The 25,543-nt window shown below is 45.7% G+C and carries 30 protein-coding genes and 2 pseudogenes; 14 read left to right on the plus strand and 18 right to left on the minus strand.

From position 1 onward, the window contains the following. Window positions 1–282: 282 nt before the first annotated feature. The 7 genes from NSQ58_RS02690 (at window position 283) to NSQ58_RS02720 (ending at window position 4,383) form a co-directional block, all read left to right on the plus strand. The gene (locus NSQ58_RS02690; protein WP_341057734.1) at window positions 283–891 is read left to right on the plus strand and encodes a hypothetical protein; all 609 of its coding nucleotides are present in this window, start codon (window positions 283–285) and stop codon (window positions 889–891) included. A 39-nt stretch (window positions 892–930) separates the two neighbouring features. Beyond that, entirely contained in the window at window positions 931–1,575 is a 645-nt protein-coding gene (locus NSQ58_RS02695; protein ID WP_341056848.1) for an immunity 50 family protein, read from the plus strand. Next, window positions 1,568–1,975 carry a hypothetical protein gene (locus NSQ58_RS02700; protein WP_341056849.1) on the plus strand — a complete coding sequence of 136 codons (408 nt, stop codon included), beginning with the start codon at window positions 1,568–1,570 and terminating at the stop codon, window positions 1,973–1,975. Before NSQ58_RS02695 ends, NSQ58_RS02700 begins: the two co-directional genes overlap by 8 nt. Window positions 1,976–2,153: 178 nt before the next feature. After that, window positions 2,154–2,783 (plus strand): hypothetical protein, encoded by a 630-nt coding sequence (locus tag NSQ58_RS02705; protein ID WP_341056850.1) that lies wholly within the window; start codon window positions 2,154–2,156, stop codon window positions 2,781–2,783. 82 nt (window positions 2,784–2,865) lie between these two features. Then, complete coding sequence (locus NSQ58_RS02710; RefSeq protein WP_341056851.1) at window positions 2,866–3,393, plus strand: SMI1/KNR4 family protein; 528 nt, start codon at window positions 2,866–2,868, stop codon at window positions 3,391–3,393. Then, on the plus strand, window positions 3,377–3,937 hold the full coding sequence (locus tag NSQ58_RS02715) for a hypothetical protein (RefSeq protein ID WP_341056852.1): 561 nt from the start codon (window positions 3,377–3,379) through the stop codon (window positions 3,935–3,937). The genes NSQ58_RS02710 and NSQ58_RS02715 overlap by 17 nt, the downstream gene beginning before the upstream one ends. A 2-nt stretch (window positions 3,938–3,939) precedes the next feature. Further along, entirely contained in the window at window positions 3,940–4,383 is a 444-nt protein-coding gene (locus NSQ58_RS02720; RefSeq protein ID WP_023990761.1) for an immunity 26/phosphotriesterase HocA family protein, read from the plus strand. A 63-nt stretch (window positions 4,384–4,446) separates the two neighbouring features. Here the strand turns inward: NSQ58_RS02720 and NSQ58_RS02725 are convergent, their stop codons facing one another. Next, window positions 4,447–4,986: a hypothetical protein gene (locus NSQ58_RS02725; RefSeq protein WP_341056853.1), complete on the minus strand. Its 540-nt coding sequence runs from the start codon at window positions 4,984–4,986 to the stop codon at window positions 4,447–4,449. Between the two features lie 218 nt (window positions 4,987–5,204). Then, a complete protein-coding gene (locus tag NSQ58_RS26740) occupies window positions 5,205–5,297 on the minus strand; it encodes a putative holin-like toxin (RefSeq protein WP_219727865.1) in 93 nt (30 codons plus the stop codon). A 119-nt stretch (window positions 5,298–5,416) separates the two neighbouring features. Between NSQ58_RS26740 and NSQ58_RS02730 the strand changes: the two genes are divergently transcribed. Both NSQ58_RS02730 and NSQ58_RS02735 read left to right on the plus strand, forming a co-directional pair. After that, window positions 5,417–6,076, plus strand: a complete 660-nt coding sequence (locus NSQ58_RS02730) for a hypothetical protein (RefSeq protein WP_341056854.1) — start codon at window positions 5,417–5,419, stop codon at window positions 6,074–6,076. Further along, window positions 6,057–6,416, plus strand: a complete 360-nt coding sequence (locus tag NSQ58_RS02735; protein WP_177235823.1) for a DUF7716 domain-containing protein — start codon at window positions 6,057–6,059, stop codon at window positions 6,414–6,416. The genes NSQ58_RS02730 and NSQ58_RS02735 overlap by 20 nt, the downstream gene beginning before the upstream one ends. On the opposite strand, the gene NSQ58_RS02740 is transcribed toward NSQ58_RS02735, so the two are convergent. Then, window positions 6,406–8,040 (minus strand): DUF6138 family protein, encoded by a 1,635-nt coding sequence (locus tag NSQ58_RS02740; protein ID WP_264454432.1) that lies wholly within the window; start codon window positions 8,038–8,040, stop codon window positions 6,406–6,408. The genes NSQ58_RS02735 and NSQ58_RS02740 overlap by 11 nt on opposite strands. Window positions 8,041–8,198: 158 nt before the next feature. Between NSQ58_RS02740 and NSQ58_RS02745 the strand changes: the two genes are divergently transcribed. Continuing rightward, window positions 8,199–8,975 carry an SMI1/KNR4 family protein gene (locus tag NSQ58_RS02745; protein ID WP_023990766.1) on the plus strand — a complete coding sequence of 259 codons (777 nt, stop codon included), beginning with the start codon at window positions 8,199–8,201 and terminating at the stop codon, window positions 8,973–8,975. A gap of 17 nt (window positions 8,976–8,992) precedes the next feature. Continuing rightward, window positions 8,993–10,414, plus strand: a complete 1,422-nt coding sequence (locus NSQ58_RS02750; protein WP_076264509.1) for an SMI1/KNR4 family protein — start codon at window positions 8,993–8,995, stop codon at window positions 10,412–10,414. A 68-nt stretch (window positions 10,415–10,482) separates the two neighbouring features. Here NSQ58_RS02750 and NSQ58_RS02755 read toward each other — a convergent pair whose 3' ends face one another. Both NSQ58_RS02755 and NSQ58_RS02760 read right to left on the minus strand, forming a co-directional pair. Then, entirely contained in the window at window positions 10,483–11,097 is a 615-nt protein-coding gene (locus NSQ58_RS02755; protein WP_023990768.1) for a TetR/AcrR family transcriptional regulator, read from the minus strand. A 25-nt stretch (window positions 11,098–11,122) separates the two neighbouring features. Beyond that, window positions 11,123–12,607, minus strand: a complete 1,485-nt coding sequence (locus tag NSQ58_RS02760; RefSeq protein WP_341056855.1) for a phytoene desaturase family protein — start codon at window positions 12,605–12,607, stop codon at window positions 11,123–11,125. Window positions 12,608–13,029: 422 nt separating this feature from the next. Here NSQ58_RS02760 and NSQ58_RS02765 point away from each other — a divergent pair, with 422 nt between their 5' ends. After that, entirely contained in the window at window positions 13,030–14,262 is a 1,233-nt protein-coding gene (locus NSQ58_RS02765; RefSeq protein WP_076156485.1) for a PHB depolymerase family esterase, read from the plus strand. A gap of 381 nt (window positions 14,263–14,643) precedes the next feature. Here the strand turns inward: NSQ58_RS02765 and NSQ58_RS02770 are convergent, their stop codons facing one another. Beyond that, window positions 14,644–14,751 (minus strand): putative metal homeostasis protein, encoded by a 108-nt coding sequence (locus tag NSQ58_RS02770; protein ID WP_175405225.1) that lies wholly within the window; start codon window positions 14,749–14,751, stop codon window positions 14,644–14,646. A 245-nt stretch (window positions 14,752–14,996) separates the two neighbouring features. Continuing rightward, window positions 14,997–15,357: pseudogene (locus NSQ58_RS26745) on the minus strand (hypothetical protein). A 185-nt stretch (window positions 15,358–15,542) separates the two neighbouring features. On the opposite strand from NSQ58_RS26745, the gene NSQ58_RS02780 reads away from it, so the two are divergent. Both NSQ58_RS02780 and NSQ58_RS02785 read left to right on the plus strand, forming a co-directional pair. Then, the gene (locus NSQ58_RS02780) at window positions 15,543–15,812 is read left to right on the plus strand and encodes a helix-turn-helix domain-containing protein (protein WP_010347197.1); all 270 of its coding nucleotides are present in this window, start codon (window positions 15,543–15,545) and stop codon (window positions 15,810–15,812) included. Window positions 15,813–15,875: 63 nt separating this feature from the next. Further along, window positions 15,876–16,136 carry a helix-turn-helix domain-containing protein gene (locus tag NSQ58_RS02785; protein ID WP_053326298.1) on the plus strand — a complete coding sequence of 87 codons (261 nt, stop codon included), beginning with the start codon at window positions 15,876–15,878 and terminating at the stop codon, window positions 16,134–16,136. 193 nt (window positions 16,137–16,329) lie between these two features. Here the strand turns inward: NSQ58_RS02785 and NSQ58_RS02790 are convergent, their stop codons facing one another. From NSQ58_RS02790 to NSQ58_RS02840, 11 genes and pseudogenes are all read right to left on the minus strand, one after another. Continuing rightward, on the minus strand, window positions 16,330–17,205 hold the full coding sequence (locus NSQ58_RS02790; RefSeq protein WP_023990773.1) for a cysteine ABC transporter substrate-binding protein: 876 nt from the start codon (window positions 17,203–17,205) through the stop codon (window positions 16,330–16,332). 18 nt (window positions 17,206–17,223) lie between these two features. Then, the gene (locus NSQ58_RS02795; RefSeq protein ID WP_025721631.1) at window positions 17,224–17,979 is read right to left on the minus strand and encodes an amino acid ABC transporter ATP-binding protein; all 756 of its coding nucleotides are present in this window, start codon (window positions 17,977–17,979) and stop codon (window positions 17,224–17,226) included. 18 nt (window positions 17,980–17,997) lie between these two features. Beyond that, on the minus strand, window positions 17,998–18,675 hold the full coding sequence (locus NSQ58_RS02800) for an amino acid ABC transporter permease (RefSeq protein WP_209940587.1): 678 nt from the start codon (window positions 18,673–18,675) through the stop codon (window positions 17,998–18,000). Beyond that, entirely contained in the window at window positions 18,656–19,321 is a 666-nt protein-coding gene (locus NSQ58_RS02805; RefSeq protein WP_023990776.1) for an amino acid ABC transporter permease, read from the minus strand. Before NSQ58_RS02805 ends, NSQ58_RS02800 begins: the two co-directional genes overlap by 20 nt. A gap of 219 nt (window positions 19,322–19,540) precedes the next feature. Beyond that, on the minus strand, window positions 19,541–20,989 hold the full coding sequence (locus tag NSQ58_RS02810; RefSeq protein ID WP_028540738.1) for a SulP family inorganic anion transporter: 1,449 nt from the start codon (window positions 20,987–20,989) through the stop codon (window positions 19,541–19,543). Window positions 20,990–21,277: 288 nt separating this feature from the next. Next, a pseudogene (locus tag NSQ58_RS02815) lies at window positions 21,278–21,664 on the minus strand (PIN domain-containing protein); the annotation flags it as partial. Between the two features lie 18 nt (window positions 21,665–21,682). Continuing rightward, window positions 21,683–21,922, minus strand: coding sequence for a hypothetical protein (locus tag NSQ58_RS02820; RefSeq protein ID WP_016822811.1), 240 nt, complete (start codon window positions 21,920–21,922; stop codon window positions 21,683–21,685). A gap of 58 nt (window positions 21,923–21,980) precedes the next feature. Continuing rightward, entirely contained in the window at window positions 21,981–22,544 is a 564-nt protein-coding gene (locus NSQ58_RS02825) for a hypothetical protein (RefSeq protein ID WP_341056858.1), read from the minus strand. A 23-nt stretch (window positions 22,545–22,567) separates the two neighbouring features. Continuing rightward, window positions 22,568–24,238, minus strand: a complete 1,671-nt coding sequence (locus NSQ58_RS02830) for an ABC1 kinase family protein (RefSeq protein WP_023990781.1) — start codon at window positions 24,236–24,238, stop codon at window positions 22,568–22,570. A gap of 1 nt (window position 24,239) precedes the next feature. Further along, complete coding sequence (locus NSQ58_RS02835) at window positions 24,240–24,599, minus strand: phasin family protein (protein ID WP_013312404.1); 360 nt, start codon at window positions 24,597–24,599, stop codon at window positions 24,240–24,242. 102 nt (window positions 24,600–24,701) lie between these two features. Then, window positions 24,702–25,340, minus strand: coding sequence for a ThuA domain-containing protein (locus NSQ58_RS02840; RefSeq protein ID WP_023990782.1), 639 nt, complete (start codon window positions 25,338–25,340; stop codon window positions 24,702–24,704). Window positions 25,341–25,543: the final 203 nt, after the last annotated feature.

Consider the following 25,543-nt stretch of genomic DNA (forward strand, 5'->3'; position numbering starts at 1 on the left):
TCTATCGTTCCATAGTTCAGAATTCCCATTTTTGTATCGGTTCTCATTCTACCCTTTTCAGGAAGGGAGCTTATCCGTTATCGTTGAATCTGTTCATGTAACCAACATACGGCCGCAATGCGGCTCAGGCCCGTTCCATCTATGACTTTCCTAGTATACGCGAAGTTGAACTGGTTTCCAAACGATTTTAATGAACAGTACCACAGTCAATGTAAAAGGTGAATTCGATCTTCATGTCATATATTATGGTATATGAATTGGTAATTCATGAATAAAGGATGGATGCTTGTGGTTAACAACCTGCATTATAATTTCATAATGACCGGTTCCTTGTCGGAGAAGCACACTTTGTTTGCCGAAGAGTGCTTTACTAACCTGTTCGATTGTTTTGAAACGCTCCTGAATATATCAGGAATCCGCAATACCCGTGTGTCAGTCTATCAAGCCGGGGCTAAAAAGGCCAAACACGGTAAGATTCGCTGGGACAAGCAGGAGTTGCTTCGTATTGTTACCGATGATGAATTGATTCCGCTGATGCTAGCTATCGAGGCTCCCAGTATCAAATCATCCTATAACAAAGGGACAACGCCGGAAGTGTACATTCTTTTGTCCAATGACCCCATGTGCCAATCTTCTAATCATTGCGGCATGCTCGTTTCAATCCGTCAGGACGTTTATGAAAGTATCGACCAAGCAATCGTCGAAGACGTTATGATGAAGCTGAGCCAGTGGTTAAAGGCAAACAAGCTGCTACACAGCTCGCGTAACTTTTATGCTGGCAGTAAAGCACGCGCTATTATGGATATTCTTCCATTTATGCTCGAACAGGATACCCCGGATATGAAGTATGTTTTTCAATCGTGGACTCCGTTCCCTTTACCACACACTTAAACAATCCGTCATACTATTAACCCCAGGAGGCTGCAATTTATGCAAATTCAAGTTCAAAAGGTTGAAAAAAAAGAGAACGAATATCTCATTCATTATCAAGCCGGGGGAGCGTTGCCGTTCGTTCCGCATGATATTGTTCTGATCCATGGCAAACAGTATTTTATAGGCACGATTTTGAAAGTAGAGCCGGAACAAGCCCTTGTACGTATCAATCCAGAATATGAAGACCAACTGGCAGGATCCATCGGACTGGAACTGGCCTTCTCTCCAACCGTTTCTATTCAAGGTGCAGACAGCATTGTCGAGAAGCTCGGCTATTTCCCCCCCTTTCATTATGACCGAATTACAGCTGCTAATATGACGAAAGACCAGATTACGCTGACGATTGAGCTATCCTACGCTAGCGTGCTTGTCCCTAAATCACCAGATCTGGAGCCTTCGGCTGAGGCACCTGTGATCCCTAAAGCTCCAGCAAGAGACGTCCCACGCTATGCAGTGACTTTTACATTTCTGGAAACCAAAGAGCATGTATTAACCCCTGTAGAAACAGAGAATATCATCTTGCAGCTTGATTTCCGCTATGAAGAAGCTGACATGGTCGTTGATATCGATGCCTTGACGGGACTGTCAGGTAGCTTTCTGTGCAGAGGTATCCGTGCAGAGATTACGGAACTTCATGAATAAACAAGAGGCTCGCGAGCTGTTACGCTGTCATTCTTTTATTCATGAAGATCTGGAGCATCCCAAAATGCAAGGCGGATTTCTGGGAATGCTCCGTCCCTTCCAAGGCGAACTGATCGAGGACAACTTTCATGAGCTCATGACCATCATTGAAGTTCTGACAGATGAGTTGGAGAAAACGTCTGTAGAACGGGAACTGATTGCCGCTCTGTGGGGGATTTGCCAATATACACGGGCGTGGGCATTGTATCCTGATAGCATGCTGCAGCGTAACAACCTGCTGACCATAGAGCAGATCAACACCCTTGACGATTGGATTAATACGATCTCCTATGCGGTTATGGTACTGCTGGAGGGTGGCGGACCAGAAGAAGCTTTATCGAACTACAGACATGAGAGTTGATCCACAGTGATACATATATCTTAGTCAAGGGGGCCGCTTTTGCATTGCTTCGCGCACATAAAAACATGCCTTTCGCACAACATGCTCTGGAGCAATTATTGCAACATGAGGAATTCGGTGCATCTGCCAAACGGGAGCTGTCCACATAATCGATAACCAAAGGAGAATCACTCTACTCATGCGTGTAAGAATATTTATATTCATATTGATTATCGGAATTATATGTGTGCCTGCCTATTTCATTATGAGCAGCTTTGGGTTATTCCAAAATGAAAAGGTGCTTGTACATTACAAGCTTGCCATTGAGGTGAAGGATAAAAAGTATGATGCCTGGCCTTTAATCAGCAGTTATACCGCGATAGATAAAAAAGGGGACAATCGTCAACTCTACTATCAGGCGGAGGGCCCAGGCATAGAGTATCTGTTTCAACTAGCCTATGGACAATATGAACTTCGACCCTCCAAAGAAAATCCTTTTCTGGACGGAGGAGTCCACTACACCATGGATCATCCCGAGTATGTGCGTGAGGAAAAGCAGTATGAGAATGCTAACGACTACACGGAGTTAACCCATTATTACAATCAGCAGGAACAGATGATTTATACCTATAGTCCTGAGGCCAAGCTCGATAAAACATACGTCCGTTCCATCATTACCGCTGGGATGACTCGCACAACCGGTAGTTCAAGCCGTGCGGTAAAGGATGACTATATCAATATCAGTAAGCTGTTTAAGGACAAGCTGGGAGTGAATGTGAAGGTAGATGTGGATGAGGACAACAAAATCGTCACCCTATCGATGACATGATCTCACAATGATGCACCGCTGCGTCGTCTCATATCCAAAAAAGAGATCTATGGTTTACTAGGATCAAGGAGGCTGGTTGTTGATGTCATTCGCAATTGAATCAGGGCTTTTGCCTACCCAGATCGCAGCATTGGAGGAACAGATACAGCGTATATTGCCCGCTGGCTATAAACGTTTTCTTTCGCAATATAACGGATTTTATGTAGCCGCCCCTTTTTATTGCAATGTGCCCTTCGATCGAGTGGATAACGGAGACATTGATTTGACTTGTTTTTTCGGATATGAGGTTTCCAACAAAAATCATGACCTTCTAGCGATTAATGATGAATTTCTGGATGAAATCAATCATGTCGAGAGCGCTTTGTTAATTGGTGCAGATGCGGGCGACAATTTTTACGTTCTGATATGTAATGAATACACCCCGTATGTGTACTATTGGGACCGCACACATCTTCATGCTTATGATGACAAACTGAACTATGATATTGCAGAGCAGGACGAATGTGGACATTTATATCTGGTGGCAACAGACTTTACAACGTTTTTCAATCAGGTAATTGAACTACTTTACGAGCAGAAAGGAAGGCCTACTGATGACAGAAATACATAATCCTAAATGGGGACCGGCTTATTTGGAAGGTTGGGTTGTACCCGAAAACCCGGAGGCATGGGTCGAGCAGGAGTGGACAGGTAAGCTCCGTTCACAGGCAGGTCATACGAAATTCCACATTTTTTATTACGGAGAACTTATGGACGAGCTGATCACTGGAACTGAATTTGCCCCCCAACTCATTATTGCAGAAGAGGCAGTCACAGGTGAACAGATCGTGATTTTTGACGGAACCCGCCATGGTTACGATGCTCTGCTATGCGAAGTTTATACCAAGGAACAGCAGAACAATCGTACTCCCCTGCTGCCCTATCTGGACGAAGATGGTGAAGATACTTTCGAGGTAAGCTTGACCGCTTTTTATAATGTTGATTGGGATGACGAGTTTGCAGACGATGTGGATGAGAATGGACAGTTAGAGCTGATCAACGGCGAACGATGCGATTTTGAAGATGCGAAGCGGAACGGCTATGATGCGATCAGCATTACGATTACCAACGCTAAAGGTCTAAAAACAGAGATCATTCAGGAAGAGCTGGCCTGACGATGGTGTTCAAAAGAATCAAACATCGGGAAGGCGATATTTTTGTTATCCCCATGCATGACGGCCGATTTGCGGTATGTCAGGTGATCTGCGCACTGTATGGTAGATTCAAAAAAGCGTTCTCCTTCGGGGTTCTATCCATAGGCCAGAATCAAGCGTACAAGGGTGAAAAGACATATCTTCCGTTCACAAATTATCGCGGCCGATTTGAAGTTATATTCACCGCCACCCAAAATATGACGAAGGGAGTATGGCCTATTATCGATCAGCGCCCTCTATCCGAGGAACAACAGCAGCTAAAATATTTTAATTGTGCGGGCCATCTGTATTGCGGGGATGAATATATACGCAATCTGGAGCTGGAAGAATATAATCAATATACTGTAATGGGCGTGGCTGGATATGAGTTGGTACAGCGATATTTAGCCCAATATGAAGACCACTAGCAGAAGAATAGCAGCGCAAATAACCACCTTGAAGTTTGAATGCCAAGGTGGTTATTTGCGCTGCTAAAAGGGCTCGAACGTATACGGGAATGGTGTTCGCTCTGTCCCCAATACCGACTTCACGCGCTCTTCATCCACCAAAGCTTCGACGAGGCTATATAAATCCGAGGCTGCATACCGAAAATTGCCCCATGTGCATAGATTCAAAGCATAGATTGGGAATTCTCCCCGTTCATCAGGCGATTGAATATTCCAAATCAGCAGGTCATTCCCTTCACTGGAAGCGAAGGGAACCGCATGCTCCAAAAGCTCCGGAAAACCATCTGGCTCCAGCGCCGCTTCTTGTAGAACCTCTTCCGATTCCAGTAAATCATCAAACCAGGCCCGCCAGTTATGATAACGATGAAGCCATGAATCCGGGTGATCGCCAAGAGGAATATGAATGTTCCATAAGCCACATAGTCGCCCGTAACCAAGAGTTTTGACATAATCTATATAAGAAGGCGGAAAGCCCATACCATTTTTAAAACGATGCTCTATTAGAAAAACCTCATCATAATAAGCCTGAAACTGCGGACGTTGCAGCCCTGTAAAAATGCTCATGTTCGCCCTCTCCTTTTGCACGTCCTATTCACCTTTTCACCCTTCGGCGCATTGAAAAGGCCATTTTCAAGTGTTAAAATGGGAATAAGATGTATATTCTAAAAAAAGAGTGAAGATGCGTCAACATCCTCACTCTTTGGCAACAGCCGCTTTTAAGGGCGGTAGCCGTGTCAAAGGATGATCATTGAAATAGACCGCTTGCCTTTGTCGAGGGCGGTCTATTTCTTTTTATGGAAGGAAAGAATTAGGATCACCAACGTTGCGAATTGAATCATCAACATTAGGGTGTCTTTAACCTCCACAGGCCTCACCTCCTTTACAGGAGACTAGCCGACCGCCCATCTAAGCCATTCTGTTGTTGAGGAATATTATAACATAAGACTCGTAAAACGTACGTTTTTACGCTCTTTTCGAAAAAGGAGGAACGAATATGGAGCAAAAGCGCTTCAAAGATGAACATGGATATAAATATGACTTTAGCGCCGTGATCAGGAGAGGAGAACAGGTAGCTGTTCATTGCCCTCGTTGTCAGGGCCAAGCATTCATTTCCAACTCAAAGGAAGACTGTCATTACGTCGTTCGATGTTCTCATTGTTACTACACGTATCAGCAGCCAGAATCTTATACATTCTATGCACGCGGCGTATGCAACCATTGCGAGCGGTATTTTAATATCGAAATCCATGATGACCGAACGAAACTCCATAAAAATACGAATATAAACTGTCCGCACTGTGAGACACCCAATCAGGTTCCGGTGCATCGTGTTCAATCACACGAATGGCATACAGACGTGGTCCAAAACGGAAAAGACCCTATTTTCCAGCTTCAGCTGTACTTCCTTGATTACTACCGGGGGAAACCTGTCTGGGCTCTTAACCGGATACACCTGAATTACCTGCTCTCCTATATCTCTGCCGAGTTGCGAGAAAAGCCTACATCCGGTATGATGCGTACGGCTTCCCATTCCATTCCCAAGTACATTAAGGATGCGAAAAATCGACAGGCCATCTTGAGAATATTACAAAAGCTACAGCATAAGCCAGCGACTAAGGGAGGGGCCTCCATACATGAGCATACAAACTTTTGACAGCCTTGAAGCATTGATTCGTGCCGTTGGCCAAACAGAGATCAATGAATGGGTATTTGCCAATCTGGAACGTGTTCAAAGTAATCCGCTCAATTCTACCTATTACATCATCCCCGAGGAAGAATTGTGGGAACTGGAGGATGCCGGTCTCACCGTCACCAATCATCGTGATGAAAGTATACCTGCATCTCTACCAGACCATCACGTGCAATCTTGGTTGGAGGTGGCGACTGTACAGGATATCATTGAAGTGTTACGCCACAGCGGAAGCGAGCCGGATATTGAACGCATTGCGCAGGGACTGCGATATTATCATGAATATGATGCTTTTATGGAATAAGCGTTTCCAGCAGCTCTTTTACCTCAGGGACAGCCTGCTTCAGGCTGTTTTTTAGTTTCTTCGCGCCACCCCATATACGATAAACAAGCACCTCTTGTTCATAGTCCTCCAGCTTCTCAAGCTCCTCCACCAGTACCTGTGCCTGCTCTACGGTTTCGATTCTGGATGACTTCAGTGGTTTGGCAGACTCGTTGCCTGCCAGTAGAACCCTCGTCCAAACGGGGATCGTGTCCGGTGTCAGTCCGTGTGCGTCAGCAAATACAGCGGCGTAACCGTCCTGTACGGACTGATGTTCACTGTCCACCAGCTTCATATAACGATTCACTAATGGAAAATAGTTCTTTCCTTTTAGGCCCAGTCCCATCACCGCATAGGTTCCCGGCATCGCCGACTTTTCACCGGGCTCTACATCGTTATACCACTTGAACTCTTCCATCACGACCTCAGCATATTCAGCCAGCAACGGATGCAGCGACGGATACTCAAGTGCGTTGGCGAAGAAACGATGTAACGTAGATTTAGCCAACTTGGGTACAGGCAGGTAGTTTTTCACCTTGCTTTTGAACTTCATCCGATATTCCTTGGTAAAGCCCTTTCTTAAAATATCGCATAAATATACGAGTGCTTCTCTATAGCTCTCTTCTTCCTCTGAACGAATCTGAACCTCCAGCGTTTGCAAAATATCATTGGCTTGGCAGATGACTCGCTCACTTGTATATAACGCTGGGATGCTTCCTGATCCGCTCTCAAGCCACACGGAAGCCTGCTCCGAGCCTAGCTGTGCAGCAATCTCCAAATACTTCTGCCGTGCATCGGCATCGGTCGAGCCCACCCGCATCGCGGTAAGCAGGAACATCTCCATGGCTGGCGCAGGAATTTCCGAAGGGAGAATATCGGGCTTCACTTTATAATCCAGCCCATAGCTTTTTTCCCGATCTGTATAATTGGCCAAAAATTCATCCTCTGCCCAATGCTTCAAGCCACTGCTGAGCTGATACCTCCATGCTTCCTCACGCTTGCGGCTGACCTTCACTTTGGCATCCATTCGATTCAGCAGCTCATTCATCCACTGGGCGTTTACAGGGTACAAATGAGGATCAAGCAAGTGCCTTACTAAGAAAAAATCGTCCTCTTCCTTCGGCACAGCTTTACTAGAGGGGTTGAGTTTCTGCTCTACAAACTGTTGGATAGTGGCTAACAGTTGCTGCCGCTTATCTTCGTTCAGGAGTGAGAATGTAAAATGACTAGCCTTATTCTCCAAGACTACTTCCAGATGAAATTCCAGCCGATAACGAAAGAACATGGAACTAAATTCTTTCGACTTAAACAGAGCCTCTATCCGTTCCCTAAACACAGGCATCCATTCGTCCTGTACCTGCTGCAATGTTACCCCATCTGTAAACCCAGAAATTTTCGTATCCGGTCTACGATGATCCCAATCAAACGGTTCGTAGGTATCCACCCACAGCCCATCCTTCTTACAGGTAACTTTTAAGTATTCATGAATCCCTTCGTGAAGGACACTTTTGATTTGGAATTCGGCGATGCGCTTTTGCTCAGAAGCGTACGCCTCATCAATCGCCTCAAAAATTGGATCTATGTAGGCTTGTACCCCTGATGTCATAAGATGTGTTCCTCCTTCGTCCCCTCACAAATTGTAGTTCCTATGAAATTAAGATAGACTAATCTATAACTATTTTATTTCCTGATTATAGCATATCTCTCATTTACTTTTGGGCTCTATCCCTATAGATAGAGTGCCGGAAAGCAGGTGTATTCTACATGTATTGGGTTTCCACACAGCACACACCGGTGGCTACCGATGAACTGACAAATATTGAGCATACCTATGGAATAACTTTACCACCTCCCTATGTAGCATTCCTCACCCGCTACGGGCCGGGCACCTATTGTGGCCTGCTGATAATTGAAATGCCTGATCCTCAACTATTGCAATCCTATACGGATTACGAACTGTGGACGCATGATGATAACTGCCCAATTACAGCACAGCAGCTGGGCGAGTGCGTGGTCATTGGCAGTTCCATAGATGGTGACTTCCTAGCGATTCACCCTCAGGTTGAAGGCTTAATGTGGCTGCCACGACACTCGGAGATCATTACTACGAAGACTTTAGATGTTCAAGTTCCATTCACAGAGACATTAGGACATATACTACAGGATGAATTTGGAAGAATGGAGCCATTCCCCCGTTATTTCGAACCTGTCAGCCAAGACAAAACCGCTACATTCCTACTGTTTAGTCCCCTGGATACGGCCGAGGCCTACAATCCAGCCAATCCGAGCGATCAGGCGCTGAATTTTGCTCCGGCATCCTTACAAGCATTGGCTCAGCGATTTAAACAGCATTTTAACTCAAATCTATGGATTGAAAATGAGCATATCTGCATGGCTTTTCTTCAGACTCTTGGCGGATACGTGCGTTTTAACTATGCATATGGACGCGAAGTGGCGATCATTTATGAATCCAAAGCGATAGCACTTCGTGATGAAATTTTATCATTCTTGCAAAAAGAGCATTGCCGGGTTGTAGAGTAAGAGGAGGGCGAATACGAATGACAGTACATTTTACACAAACCTTAGAAAAACTGGAACAAGTCGTTGATCGTCTGAGACAAAGTGGGATGCCTGATGTGGTATACCAATGGACGGAAGGGATTTCTACAGGTGAACTAACTGAGCTGGAGGAACGGCTGCAGATGCATTTGCCTGCCTCCCTGTCTGAATTGATAAAGCGGTGTGGCAGCTTAAATTTGCTATGGTGTCTCCCCCAACACTGTATTGTAGCTGATGGACCAGAGTGTTCATATAAAAACAGCAAGGATCTTGAACAAGAGCAGTGTATCCTAGACGATATCACAGGAGAGTTTGGATGGAATCATGAGTATATTGGCTATTTTACATCCTATGGGGAAGATACCGACTCAGCAGCGGACGAGCAACGATATCTGATCCTTAATTATAATGGTGCGGGTGATCCGATACTGCTTGATATGGCAACATCCGCAACAGAGCCAGCGGTTTTCTGCTATCATCACGAGCTGGATCAGTTCACGCTGCTCGCGGAAAATCTACCCGCCTATATAGACACCATGCTCACCTTGCACGGGCTATGGCTATGGGATTGGTTTAAAGTGACCGATGAGCATGGCATTCAGCTAAACAGCCCACCACTGCAACTGTGGCAACGCTGGTTGAACATGTTTTGCACGATGAAGCTGGAGGATGCACAGTCGTTGGAGACGCTAATCCATTACACCACCATGCATGGCGTAGATTATCCTGCTGTGTTGCAGGCTTTTCAAGCCTATGATCCAAAGGATATTTTTCTTGCCTGGGAGCAGCACTGGCAGAACATTCAACATAGCCAGGTTCCATTCTCTACTTGGGCCGTTTTGGTAGGGGAGACTGCGGGGATTGGGGCTGCTGATTGGGTCCGCTCCTTGTGGGAACCGGAAACCGCGCAAGCATGGACATCTTTAGCTCAAAACAATACCCTACATGCTAAGGGTGCATTTGCGTCCACACGTGCTTATCTAAGCGCCCGCTGCCTACCCGAGCAGGAAGGCTTGGTATGTGTTTGCAATCACCTGCTACAGCATTCGGTCGCAGAAGACAAATTAGGAGGATACACCGCTAATGGGCAGCTACAACATTTTCGTTCACCACAGATCATTAACTGGATGCGGGATAAGGTCAATCATCCGGTGGATGGCTGGGCAATACTTTTCGCTCACTCCCGTCCTACAGCTGAGCAGTTGATTGAATGGCTATCCGATAGCGAGCTTCATCAAAAAATTGCAACCGAGGCGCTGGATATTATGATTCATCGGGATCCTCTTCCCGCTCTGGAAGCAGACGCTTGGGCCAATATCTCAGATCTACTTCTTGCTTCTTTGCAGCTCGTTATGCTCAAAAAAGATAAACGTCGTATTGAAGCCGTACTTAAGCAGCTTTCAGATTTGGAACTTCGTTAATCTTTCGGAATGGTTGTATGCGGATTCGCATGTACAGTGGTGTGAGGTAAAGAAAGTTAGCCGCTGCGTCAGCGGCTTAACCCCTTGAGGAAAGTATCTATAGTGAATGCGATCAATTCATCATTGGATTTTGCCATAGGAAGTTCAAAATTCAGGAGCAAAGAAGTCAATCCGTGCAGCATGCTCCATACGGATCTGGCGATCAGGTGCTCATCTCCTTGAATGATGCAGCCCTCCTCCATAGCAGCTTTGAGCCCCGCTTCAAGCAGCTCAAAGCCTTTAAAACTCCCACTGTCTATAAGACTGACCAAGCTTACAGATTCCAGGTTGCTGATAAACAGGATGTTGTAATATTCCGGGTTAGTCGTTCCAAAACGAACATACGCATCAGATACCGTTTTCAATGTGTCCAGCGTATTCAATCCCGCTGCCTGTGCTTCATCCACACGCTGCAGAAGAGCCTGCAGGAACAAGGTATTTCCTTCTAGCAGCAGTTCACGGACAACGGCTTCCTTATTGGCAAAATAATGATAAATAGTCGTTGGTGAATATTCGATCTGATCCGCAATTTTGCGCATGGAGACTTCGGCATACCCCTGATTCAGGAAAAGCGACCGGGCGGCCTCAATGATTTTCCGGCGGATCTCACTGCTTTCACGTTCTCGGCGTTTGATATGTTTCATGAGTAGATGTACTTGCCCCTTCTGCCTACCCCAATTTGGCGGCGATACGATCAGCTTCCATTATACCCGAGTTCATAGCCCCTTGAAACCCGCCCCCAGGCTGTGTCCACGCCCCTACCAATGACAGACGGTCTACTGCTGATTTGTGCTTCAGTCTTTTTATGCCGGACTGGCGGACCGTTTGTGCGTAGCCATAAACGGCCCCGTCGGGATTAGCGGTATAACGCTGCATCGTGCGCGGTGTGCCCAACTCGGCCACCACTACCTTGCTGCGAAAACCAGGATACAGCTGTTCTAGGCATCCCAGTATCTGCTCTGTCACGGCTTCTTTTTTGGCTTTATATTCGGGACGTGCGGCAGGCCAGTTCTCCAATCTGTCCAAAAATGTAATTGCAATGACACCCTTCCCCGGTTCATTGAGCTTAGGGTCCATAGCGTTATAATTGGTGAGCATCCAGTTGCCTTTGGTATACTGGCCGCTCATCATAACTTCATAATCTGTTTCCGAATCCGGCTCATTACGTAGGATTAAGTCTTCTTCGGTGATACCAAGCTCATGGGGTTCACATGATAATCCCAGATATAGCTGGGTGAGAGATATGCCAGTCTCCAAACTGCTGACAGCTTCCAGCTCACGACGGGCAGCATCATAGTTTTCCAGTAGGCGGCCATAGGTATGATGGGGACTGATACCAGACACAATCCAGTTGGCTTTATATACATCCCCTTTTTTCAGACGGACACCAGCTGCTTTACCGCGTTCGAGCATAATCTCAGACACCTGACTGCGCAGGTGAACTTCTCCTCCCGCTGACTTAATAGCGTCAACCAGTGCATTGGATAAAGCCTGTGCGCCTCCCTCAATGTAATACGTCCCCTCCAAATGATAGCCGATCCAGGGAATGAAAAAATACAAGGCCGCAAGCCGTTTTGGAGGCAATCCATAATAGGCCCACAGCGCGGTGAAGAATTCCGTGAATCGGTCAGACAACCCGAACTGGCTTACAGCTTCCCAGGTAGTCATCTGCGTCCAGCGGAAGAAGGTTCCTGCTTTGAGCAGGCCAGCCGCCCTGCGCCAGGAAGTGAGGGAAGAAAAAGCAGAGAAGCCTGTTTCAAAACGGCGAATGCCCGCGAATAGACTGTCAATGGCTGCCACCTCAGCAGGAAACATGTTTTTGAGGAGCTGCACATACTCCTGAACATCGGATGGAATATCAATGGTCTGCCCTTCCCAACGAATGGAGTAAGGGTGCTTTTTGCGGAGAGGAACAATTCGCTGGTCCGCATTGCAGTCCTTTAACAGCCGACCGAAGCTGCCTTCCTCGAGTCCACCGACACCATGCAAGGAGACATCAAAAGTGTAGCCCTTTCTTGTAAATTCAGTTGCGAAACCTCCAGGCAGAGTGTGGCTCTCAAAAACAGCTGTTCGGTAACCGAGCGCGGAGAGTCTTGCTGCACAGGACAAGCCACCCAGTCCTGCACCGATGACAATAGCATCATATTGGTTCATGATTTCATCTCCTTTATTAACATCGTTATATAAGTTAACGGTGTTAAGTTAAGGAGATTATATACCACAACATTCCCGTTGAAAAGCCTCGGTTTCTTATCTTCCTGTCATAGACGAATACAATCTTTTCGATCTATCTATTTGCTGATTACAAATCTCTTCAATGGATTTTTGCAAAATTCTAAGTTGCGAAAGTAGAATTTTTTATAAAAAACATCCAAAATTGTAGCGCTTTCACTTGTCAGAATCCAATGAAGGTGCTATCCTTCAAGTGGGATTGTTACTGAAAAGGCAAAACCCGAGTACACTTGTGTACCCGGAGTTTGCCTTTTTTTGATTTGTATGAATTCCACAGCATACAGTCAACCATCCCGAACATGTAGTAAGCGCTTTAAAAAATGACACCAAAGGAGATTAATCTCATGCAAAGAAGACGTTTTGCCCTTGTTTTATTATCTTTCGTGTTCCTGCTTACGATCTTTTTCCCATCCTCCAGCTCTGCCGCAGCAGCCGATGTCCCAGCGCCACAGGCTACCCTGCTTACGCAGGTACAGCCCTTGGGTGAAGTTGTTTCTGCTGTTGTACTGAAATACAGCACTAATATTGACGGGGCATCCTTATCCACTTCCAGCTTTCAGGTTCAATCTGTACTCAATGATGTATATACAGACAGAACCGTAACCGGTGTATATACCAATGATACTGGAGCCATCACCAACCGCAGTACTCATGGTAAATATGTCGTGATTGAGCTGGATACGCAAGATAAAAATGCAAGTACCCTTACTTACGATGCAACAAGCGCAGTTAACCGCATCAACACGTTGAATTATACGATTAGTCAAAAGAAAGATATTGCAACTTCAAAGAAAATAGTTATCCCAGCCTCTGCACAGATTGTAAAAGCAACGGATAATATTACACCGATCGTGGACGATTTCCAAAAAAACACCTTTGAAAATAAAGAAGGCTTCAAGCTGAACTACTTTACGTTTGAGCCTAAAGTAGAGCCCGGCAAAACCTACCCTCTGGTTGTGTTTCTGCACGGAAACGGCGAACGTGGTGACGGAAACGGAGTAAACCTGCTGGCAAATGCCGGAGCTGTTACTTGGGCTTCTCCTGAGCAGCAAGCCAAACACCCATCCTTCGTAATCGCTCCACAAAGCCCGATTGACCTGGAGCATAAATTCATTTGGGCGGATGAGCCACGCAACAGCGCTGTAGCCGATTTGGTACGTGAAACGGCGTTAAAATACCCGATCGATACCAACCGAATCTATATTGTTGGTATTTCTCAAGGAGCTATGGGAACGTGGAGATTGTTGGAGAAAAATCTTGACTTGTTCGCCGCAGGTGTGCCGATTGCCGGTTTGACCAACTATGAAAAAGCCGTTAACATGTACGCGCCTGTTGAACCTACACACGTCGAGGTATTGAAAAACGTTCCTATTTGGGCCTTCCATGCTGCAGACGACACCACAGTAAGTCCTAAAAACTCGCAAGAAATGGTCGCTGCCATTAAAGCACAAAACGGAAACCTCATTCACTTCACTGAATACGAAGCAGGGATTATCAAACCTACAGGACACTTCTCCTGGGTTCCGGCTCTGCAAAATCAGGATATGATTGAATGGCTGTTTGCACAAAAGAAATAAGTGTAGTTTTTGTATTAAAACCGAACTTAAAAGTTTCATATTGTGCCACTACGCAGTCGGATAGTGCTTCCCATCGCCATCGCCCCCGGATTTCTTGAACAAAGCCTTGTATAGAGTAGTAATCCGGGGACAAAAGCGATCGCTTCGCTTGTACAGCACTATTCCGTCTACTCCGTTTTTATGTTCATTTTGAGTTTGGTTTTTTTTATCTCCAAATAATGCGCCAGAACGGTTCGATACCCGCCTGGCGCTTTTTTATATCTATAAAAAAAGGCACCTGCCTTCCTGTGTACCACCATCAGGAAAGCAGGTGCAATATCAAAACGAGGAGACTGAAAAATTTGACACTGGTATTGCCATTTGCAGTTAACTTGGAACCTGCTACTTCGCGCGTTTCGCAGCTTTGATCGTTTTCAAAGCTCGTCTGCGAGTTACCTTGTTCGGACTCCGAAGCTGTCTTCTGGCAGTTGCCACATCTGCTTTAGCCATGTGCACATCACCATCCTATTCACTTAGGCTCATATTGGGAGCATGCACCTAAAGACTGTTAGTAATGATTATGATTCTCATTATCATTTAAGATTATATAATGAAATCTACTAGCATGCAAGAGCTTTTGGGTAGAGTATGTATCTTTATTAGGACGGTGTTCATTTCACCCTTTTACGCTTCTGTGTTACATTATATAAGTAAAACGAGAACAAAAATTCGAATCAGATTTACGTTCGCCATTTTCATAGTCCTTTATTCCGAACTAAATCAAAGTCTATATCTTCCCGACATGTGTTCCATAACAATTCATCTGTAAGAAAACTTAATGCATCCATGTTGCGCAATCGTTCGACCAACTCAGTAATCACATCTATGTCTTCACGTTGTACATGCCTTGCAAGAGTGAATTCCTCCCGTGTCACCATCAACATATAGATGCGAATAATGCTTTTCCTTTTTTACATGTCGAAGAGTAAGCACGCTATTGTCGATCATCATGACGTAACGGTCCTTGATCAGATAGCCTTCAAAAAGCTCATACATATGCGGAAGATCACAGGGACCAAGAATGACACTTACTTTTTCAAAATTACTTTTGTTCATTTAGATTTAGCTCCCTCTTATGATTTTAATTATTCAAAGCAAGAAAACTAACAACTATTCACTCGAAAAACCGGAATTCAAACCACAAGTTTTACTTCTGCAGTTCTATTTTATTACTTATAAAGTAAAACTTCAATAGATTTCATGATTTTCTTGTACTAAGAAACAAAAGGAGAATCTAAATTATGGAGATTCAAAATAGATATCATTTTAAACTTGGCGATATTCTAGAAGAACTTGATATTTCCCGAAATAAACTGGCCGTAGAAGCAAAAATACGTCCAGCTACTGTAATAGATATGGTAAATGGCAAAACCAAAAGACTTGAATTAGAAACACTTGTCCATATCCTTGATGCTTTGAATAGATTCGCCCGCCAGCGTAGATTTACAAGGACTATTACTCTTGCTGATATTGTAGAGTACATTCCCGAAGATGGAATTGAGGGACATTGAGACTACCAAGGCATGACCTCAATTATTTTTGTAATTCGTTAGAACACGGGGGTTCTGTTCAACATGAAAATGTCAAACGCACAGGGAATTGCTTTCAAACTTGAAGAATTGCTTCGAGAAATCGGGATTACTAAAAATGCCCTTGCTCGTGAGGCTAAAATCAGACCCAATACTATCTACGAAATGTGTAACAATACATCCAAGCGGATCGAGTTTAAAACGTTTAATACAGTGATGGAAACGCTGATTCGCCTTTCTGGTCGCCCGTTAACCCTGCACGATGTTCTCGAGTATATACCTGAAGATGAAGTCCATGAATATTAATTCTGCGTAGAGAGTGGCGTTATTTTCAATAAACCTATACAAAGCAAAAAGACCCATTTTTTTTGGAAGTTCGGGTCTTTTTGCTTTAAAGGAATCCATTATGAAAATATATATATTTACAGCACTTAGAACTTAATCACATTCCAAAATGGTCGTATAAACGTGTCAAATACTCTTTACCCAACCCTTACAATTAATCCACTTTGCCGCCCTCTACAACCAATTGATCTGTAAAGCCTTCTCCATAAACAGAGGTCAATGTGTCCTTGTAGGCTTGATGCACAAAGTTTTCCTTGCCTAATGTAGCCAGCTCATTGTTGATCCAGTCTAACAACTCCTTATTTCCCTTTGCTACTGCGGGTGCAATTGTATCTTGACCACCAAAGGCCGGGATGGTTACGGTAAAGCCGGGGTTGGCCTTGGCCCAGGCGATCAGCTCTGTATTATCGTTGGCAATGGCGGCGCCGCGTTTGTCTTTGAGGGCTGAGAAAATCTCTGTGTATTGATCGAATTTAAGCAGCTTGATGTCAGGATAATTTTTCGTGAAATAGGTTTCAGCCGTCGTTCCCTTTGCGACAATCAGCTTTTGTTCCGAATTCTTCAATTGGTCAATCGTGGTGATTGGAGCGCTGTCAGGTGACACAATGCCAAAGGATAATTTCATATATGGATTGGCAAAATCGACTTTTTCTTTACGCTCATCCGTCACCGTAAAGTTAGCCATGATGATATCTACCTTGTTGGATTCCAAATAGGCGACCCGGCTGGCAGCATCCACCAGGACAAATTCCACCTTGGACTCGTCACCCAAGAGATCTTTGGCAAACCGCTTCGCAATGTAAACGTCAAAGCCTTGATTCTTCCCTTCCGAATCCACGTAGCCAAAAGGCGGCTTATCTGCAAATACACCAATTCGAATCTTGCCATTCTTTTTAATGTCCTCAATCGAAGCAAATTTAGCCGAGCCTGAACTACCGTTGGTATTTCCGCCTCCTGCACATCCCGCCAAACCAACAAGCAGCAAGCTTAAAGCCAGTAATAACGTCGTGAACTTCATTCCTTTTCTCATCTGTATTCATCCCCCTGTTTATATCGTTTCGTACTGAAATATATCCAGAAAGTGCTGGGCACGCTCTGTTTCCGGTTGGGTAAAAAATTGCTGCGGTGTAGTCATTTCACATATCTGTCCTTGATCCATAAAAACGATACGATCTCCTACCGACTTGGCAAATCCCATTTCATGCGTCACGATAATCATGGTCATGCCCTGTTGTGCCAGCTCTCGCATGACATCCAGCACCTCTCTGACCATTTCCGGGTCCAAGGATGCGGTGACTTCATCAAAGAGCATAATTTCTGGGTTCATACACAGGGCGCGCACAATCGCAATCCGTTGCTTTTGCCCGCCTGATAATTGTCTCGGATACGCATCTTTGCGATCCAGCAGACCCACTCGCTCCAATAGCTGCTCCGCTTGCTCAAGTGCCTCCTGCTTGTTTCTCCGCTGAACTTTAAGCGGGCCGAGCAATATATTTTCTAAGACCGTCATATGCGGAAACAATTCGTAGTTCTGGAACACCATTCCGATATGCTGCCGCACCTCGCGCCAATTCACTTTCTTATCCGTCAGGTCCTGCCCTCTATAACGGATAGCTCCGCTCTGGACTGGTTCCAGACCATTGAGACATCGGAGGAGTGTGCTTTTTCCACATCCCGAAGGACCGAGAACGACCACGACTTCCCCCTTCGTTACGTCCAGATTAATCTGTTGCAGTACTTTTCGGTCTTCGAAGCTTTTGTGCAGCCCTCGAATTTCGAGTAAAACCTCCACAGCCTCTCCCATGACACCCACCCCATCCTGCTAATTTTGCCATCTGCGTTCAAATCTTTTGGAAAGTCTGGATAACGGATAGCATACGAGAAAATACAATATGAAAATAAAGCCGTACACCCAGAAGGATGCCGAGGGCGCTTTGATTACACCAAGCTCAATAATCTGCTGTCCGACCTTGACCACTTCCACTACACCGATCAGCACCACTAATGAAGTGGTTTTGATCATCCGTGTCGCCAGATTAATAGAACCGGGAAGCATTCGGCGCACCGCCTGGGGAATGAGCACATGGCGGTATAACTGTCTATATGTCAGTCCCAGTGCCTGCCCGGATTCCATCTGATGCTTGGGCAGTGATTCCAATGCACCACGAACGATGTCACCAATCTCGGCCGCTCCCCACAGGCTGAATACGATAATTGCCGTCAATTCCCCGCTGATATTCACATTCAACAAAGGAGTAAATCCAAAATATACGACATACAACCACACCAGAATTGGAATAATGCGGAATGTCTCCAAATATAATTTCAGCACAAACCGAATCGGTCTTGATTTTAAGGTGCGCAGCAACCCCATCAAAATGCCTAATAGAGTACCGATAATAATGGAAAGTAGCGCAATCTCCAGCGTAACGAGTAATCCCCCTAATAGACGCTCGAAATTGGAACCTTCAAAGAGTACATTAATCCCCGAATTCAGCATATCGCACCTTCCTTTCCACCCACGTCAGCAGTATCGACAAAGGTAAAAGCAGGACGAGATATGCCAATACCAGCAGAATTAGCGATTCTGTTGTTTTGTAGTACATGCCGATCAGGTCTTTTGCCACATTCATCAGATCTAATAAAGCAATGGCGCCAACAATGGAAGTCTCCTTGAGCAAAAAAATCGCATTCGCTCCCAGAGACGGAACGCTGATGGCAAAAGCCTGTGGCAAAATAACATATCTCGCCAGTTGTATCTTGGACAGTCCGAGACTCAGCCCGGATTCCGTCTGGGTTTTACTCACTGCTTCCATTCCCCCACGGAACGCCTCAGCCATATACCCCCCGCCCAAAAAGGTCATGCCCACAATGGCACACGTCATTTCGCTCATATGCAGACCTATTTTCGTAAACCCATAATACAGAAAATATAACTGTACAAGCAGCGGCGTATTTCGGGAAAGCTCAATATAGGCAACAATGATGCCGCTAATTCCCCTTACCTTGTAATACAGTACTGTGCTGCACAGCAAACCGACGACTAGTGAAAATAGAATAGCAAAAAAGGCGATCTTCAACGTCAGCCACATAGCTTCTCCATATAACGGCAAGCTCTCTACAATAAACTCCCAGTCTAAGTTCATATGTGCATACCTTTCGATTTTCGATTATTCCTATGTATTTGCTTTGCTTAATAACAATGATTGTATTCCTGCCCAATTATTACGTCAATACTTTGATGAAAATTTGTCATATTTATCTATGATTTAGGAAGAAAAGTGTTGTTTTCTTTCAGAAATAAATAAAAAAAGCTTGAAATGAATAAATTTCATTTCAAGCTTTGATTTATGCTATACGATTCATCACACGAGTGGCTCTGTAACTACAGGACCGCCAAGCTTCTCTATAATTAAACGGCTTTCCTCATTTAACCCTTGCAGGGTAATAGATTTGCCGGATTTCGTATACTTTTGCAGCACCTTGCCGATGGCAGTAACCGCCGAGTGATCCCAAATATGAGAATGGCTAAAGTCCACAACGACACGTTCTGGATCATCCGAAGGTTCGAAATGATCGACAAAATGAGTCGTTGAAGCAAAAAACATCGGCCCCCTGACATGGTACACCTTTTCATCGTTGTTCTCCGTTGCGCTGATGCGGATTTTAGCCATTTTCCAGCCAAAATGCAGGGCACTCAGCAGTACGCCCACGATCACGCCCTTGGACAAATCATGCGTAGCCACCACGATGATCACCGTGACTACCATAATTAACGTATCTGCTTTCGGAACCTTGGCAATGTTTCGCAGCGATTTCCAATCCACGGTTCCGATACACACCATGAACATGACTCCCACCAATGCGCCCATTGGCACTTCCTTTACAACCCCGCCAAGCACGAGCAGCAGAAAGGCCAAGAATACCCCAGCCGTAAAAGTGGACAAACGCCCTCTTCCGCCTGAGCTGACATTAATGACGGATTGTCCGATCATGGCACAGCCACCCATACCACCAAAAAAGCCATTTACAAAGTTGGCAATCCCTTGTCCGCGGGCTTCCCGGTTTTTATTGCTTTTCGTTTCGGTCATTTCATCCAAAATACTGGCTGTCAGCAGCGATTCCAGCAGTCCAACCAGTGCCATCGTAAAGGAATACGGCAGCAAAATCCGCAAAGTGTGCCACGACCACTCAATTTGCGGCAAATGGAATGAAGGCAGCGAGCTGGTTAGTGTACCGATATCTCCTACTGTTTTCACATTCAATCCAAATACATACGTAATGATCGTCATGATGATGATTGCCGTCAATGGGGCAGGAATGCTTTTCACAAATCTCGGTAAAATATACACAATAAGTAGCGTCCCCGCTACCATCGCGTACATGATCCAATTAGCTCCATGAAAGTGGGTGAGTTGCGCCATAAAGACGAGGATGGCCAGCGCATTCACAAATCCGGTCATGACTGGCTGCGAAATAAAGCTGATAAAGCGACCTATTTTCAAAACACCCAGCAGCACTTGAATGATTCCTGCCAAAATGGTAGCTGCAAACAGATATTCCACGCCATGATCCTTCACCAGGCCAACGACCAGTACAGCTACGGCCCCGGTCGCTGCCGAGATCATCGCCGGACGTCCACCTGCAAAAGAGATGACAATTGCCATCGAGATGGAGGCGTACAGTCCGACCATGGGATTGACCCCTGCAATGATCGAGAAGGCAATCGCCTCGGGAATTAGTGCTAGCGCCACAGTCATGCCCGCAAGTATATCGGCCCGGATATTACCGAACCATTGTTGTCTAAGATTCATACTGTCTCGTTCCAGCCTCCTATATTTACAGAGAGTAGCGTGTTGACTCGCAACCCGTGTGTTTCGGGCATCCGTCCAGCTGCCAATCGCCAAGGCTCTCCTATCATTCAGCTCGTCTCTCTCAAACGAACCCGGTCCGTTACATTCAGTCCATCATTATAACGTAAGGAATTCGCAGAGACGAATGAGTTAAAAGGCTGTTTACAGAAAGAAATCATCTATTTCCTTGAAATATCGATCATTATCTTCATCTTATTCGTTTTCTTATAATTAAAATTTTCGCAATTACTAAGATTCTAACCTGCTAAAGTTTATCACCTTAACTTCATACTCAGACTCCGCGAACTGTAAATCTTGATCCGCCGTAACCAGTACCAATTGGTTTATAATAGCTGTCGCAAGAATCAATGCATCTGGGGTCTTGAGCTTTCTTGCAAACTTATCTTTTTGTTCTCTTCTGATACGCCCCGCTTTAACTGCGATCTCTGAATTAACTGCAATAAATTCCCCGCCAAGAAAAGGTATCGAATCTAAGTCAGTATCAGTGGGCAACCCGGCTATAAACTCGGACTGAGTTATAACAGAAAAGAAAATATTTTCTTTATCTTCCTCAGCTTGTCGTATCACTCTATCCAAAGATGAGTCAAGCCTATGAAGGGCAATAGCTGCATTCGTATCAAATAAATACCCCCTCTAATCCCAATCCTCTCTGGATTGTTTAACACTCTCTTCGATCTCAAGTAATTGCTCCTTACTTAGGCTGCCTCGGGAATTTAAAACAGCTTGCAACCCTTTCGGTAACGGGGACTCTAAATCAATAACCTCAGTTTCCCCCTGTTTATTTTCTATAGTAACTTTTGATGGTTCAAACCCAATATCACGAAGGAGACTTAGGAGACGTATTCGATGTATATCAGTTAATTTTTTTGCCACTAAAATCACTCCTTAGCAAAAGATTAGTTTCCAGTCATAGCTCGATTGATTCGTTTTCTTATATTTGAAATTTTCGCAATTCCTGTACAAGCTCCGATAGAGCTTCAGCAATCTCCGAGTCCGCATGGTGCTGAAGTAGGCTTTCAAAGTCAGGCAGTGCTTTCTTCAATAATCGATAGCTATAGTCATAATAACTCCAAAAAGCTACCGGATCATAACCGCGTGCTTCTTCCTCTTCCCACTCCAGTTCATCTTCTTCTGGATCGCTGTCTGCCGGCCATAGATATTTTTCGTCCAGCAGCATGGTTAGAGATTCCACAGACTTCTGTGAATCCTCCTGTGCATTTTCCATGTCCAATGCTCCAACAACCGCATGGTACAGTTCCAACTCACTCAGCGTGATATCATCCGAATTTCTCGTATGCATATTACGCAATAAGAAAAGTAACACCCATGGCGTAACCTGCCACAGTGTGCCTTGATGCTCTATCAGATCAGCAATTGCTGCGTACTCCCCGTTGGATATCAATTGTGGCAACTCCGTGCCCCTACCATAAGGAGTAGTCAGGCGGTGCCATGGCACATCTGCAATTAGGAGATTATTCATCTTATGTGTATCCATAACCCCTCCTTCCTGGTCGGTATCTAAAACCTTCCCGATTTAAAAATGGAATACAGTAAAAAGGCAACCATTAAGAGAGCTACAACAAAGCCGATTTCAATGGCAGGTACATTCCACAGCATGGTCGCCTGATGATTCAGCGATGAACCGATAATCAGTCCGACCATAATAATGCTGAACGCTAACAACACGATACTGAATGACAGGCGGTTGCTGATCTGATCCAGCCTGCGCAGAAGCATTTCCAGCTCCGGCACAGTAACCTCCAGCTTAAGCTTGCCCTTGCTGATAATCGAGGCCAAATGTCTCGCCTGTCCTGGCAGTTCCATCAGCGTCTCCACCAGCTCGGTTGCACCACCCAGCAGCTTGCCACGGATACGACGACCACTGAAGCGTTCCTTCAACAGCTTGTTACCAAAGGGCTCAGCCAAAGCAATAATACTGAGATCAGGGTCCAGATGCTCCACGACCCCCTCCAGTGTCAGCAACGCCTTGCCTAGCAACAGGACGTCCGACGGCAAACCAATCCGATGGCGCTGTGCTGCGCCAAACAGGTCGTTCAAAGCGTCACCAATACTGACCTGTGAGAAAGGAACGTCTGAGTAATCTTCGCGTATCTTGTCCAGATCGGCACGCAACGCATTCAGGTCAGTGTCTGGTTCGACCAGACCTAACCGTTCGATAGACCGAACCATGGCATCGGTATTTTTGCGCATCAGGGCAATAATGAGGGAAGCGAGATGATTCTTCATCTCTTCGCTCAGCCTTCCCGTCATACCAAAGTCCAAATAAGCGAGACTGCCATTTTTCAGAACGAGTAAATTCCCCGGATGGGGATCGGCATGAAAAAAACCCTCCATAAAAATTTGATGCAGCATGCTGTTCACCAGCCGCTGCGCCAGTTCTTTCAAGTTATATCCACGGCGTAATAGCTCTTCACGACTACCCAAGTGAGTTCCGTCTAGAAACTCCATGGTCAGTATACGGGAAGAGGTATGATCCCAGTATATTTTCGGAATATAGATATGTGGGTCCTGCTCAAATTGGAGCGCAATCTTCTCTGTGTTACGGGCTTCATGGTTGTAATCCAGCTCCTGAATGAGCGATCTCCCCAGCTCCTCTACCATCTGGCGAAGCTGATACCGCTCTACCCATTCCCAGCGCTTGGCTGCCATAGCGGTCAGTTCCCGCAAAATGTCCAAATCTCGCCGAATAATGCGATTAACGCCAGGACGCTGGATTTTAATGGCGACCATTTCGCCGCTGTGCAGCTTGCCCAAATGCACTTGCCCGATCGAAGCAGCGGCCAGCGGAACATCGTCAAAACGAACCAGTATGTCCTCTAATGACGTGTCCAGCTCCTGCTCTAGAATGCCACGCGCCGTTTCAGATGAAAACGGCGGTACCTGATCCTGAAGCTTAACCAGCTCACGGATAATAGGCTCCGGCAGCAGGTCAGCACGTGTGCTCGCCAACTGTCCAAGCTTGATGAATGCAGGCCCCAGATCCTCCAGCACAAGTCGAATCCGTTCACCTAGCGTTTTGGACTCGGGAGTTTCTCTCGTCAGCCACTTGCGAGGCAATGACAGCAGCTGGAACAGTCCCATTTCTTCCACCATATAGCCAAAGCCATGACGCGCCAGCGCCATGGCAATTTCCCGGTAACGACCGGCGTGCTTCATACGAACCGCCATTTTAATCCAGCCGGTTCGCTTCTTCAGCGTCGCTCGAACCCGTAAGCGCCGCCTTTTCTTTTTCCAGCTCCGCTACCTGTTTTTCCAACAATGCCACACGCTGCTCCAAACTTGTAACATCATTTTCGGTAGGTACTTCCAGCTCCTGCAAAATGCGGCTAACCTGTTCGCGGATCACTGTTTTGAATTGTCCCTGTTCCTCTGCCCCTCGTTCGATCAGACGATCGACCAGCGCTTTGGATTCCGAGGGCGCAAGTTCTCCCCGGTTTACGAGATCCTCGACGGCTTTCTCCACCTTTTCTTTGCTGACAACGGTGAGGCCCCACCCCAATGAGATGGCTTTTTTGAACAAATCGCTCATAATATATCCTCCCCTACCTGTGATTACCTATAGTATAACCTGAAAAGGGGAGCCGCATAAAGCTCGCAGCTCCCCTTCCTCAATGAATGGAATGATCTATGTTTAACCTGGAAAGCGTCCAGCCCACTTGGCAGCCTGAAGCAGCAGCTTACGGTATCCCTCGTGCTGGAAGCTTGGCTGATTATGTCCAGGCATCAAATAGACGACCCGACCCAAGCCATAGGACAGTGACCATGCCGCCGGCCACCACTCGCCCTCGTGTTCATATTCCATCAATAGTGTTTTTTCAGTGAATGGATCAAAGTCAAAACGATACGGTTCCTCTTGGATCTCAAACGGCTCGATTCCTTCCATAATCGGATGATCCGGCGCCGTTACTTTGAAGGAAAGCGGTCCGGCAGCCGGATGCCGCAAAAAACGCGCCCCCATTAATTGTGCAATTTCATACCGTCCTTGCAATGTGATTCCGTTATGCAGCACAAGCAATCCACCCCCGCCGCTAACATAGGACAGCAATCCTGCTGTTTGTTGAGGAGACAGGACCTCCTTGCGGCTATCACAGTACGAGATACATAGATCGAATGGGGTTAGATTTTCCTTGAGCAGCATTTTACGATTCTCACTGCATTGTACGGTCATCCAATCCTGTAAAATATGGCTAATCTCTTCGTCCACCCCTTGCAGCGGGTGAAACTCCGGATACGAATAATCTCCTAACAACAATGCTTTTCTTTTTTCCATGATAAATCCTCCTTGCCTGACTTGTATATAAGGACTTTAAAGGCGGGACCCGTGTCATTTATTCTTGTTTGTGGGGTCAAAACGCTCAGAAAATTCCGTTTGGCCCTCATCCATTTCCCATAACACCGCCATCATTGTCCGAGCTACGGCATATATAAATAATTCTACAGACGGCCTATTAAATCCTTTAGCAGAAGATTATA

Source organism: Paenibacillus sp. FSL M7-0134 (genome assembly GCF_038007865.1).
Lineage (GTDB): Bacteria > Bacillota > Bacilli > Paenibacillales > Paenibacillaceae > Paenibacillus > Paenibacillus polymyxa_B.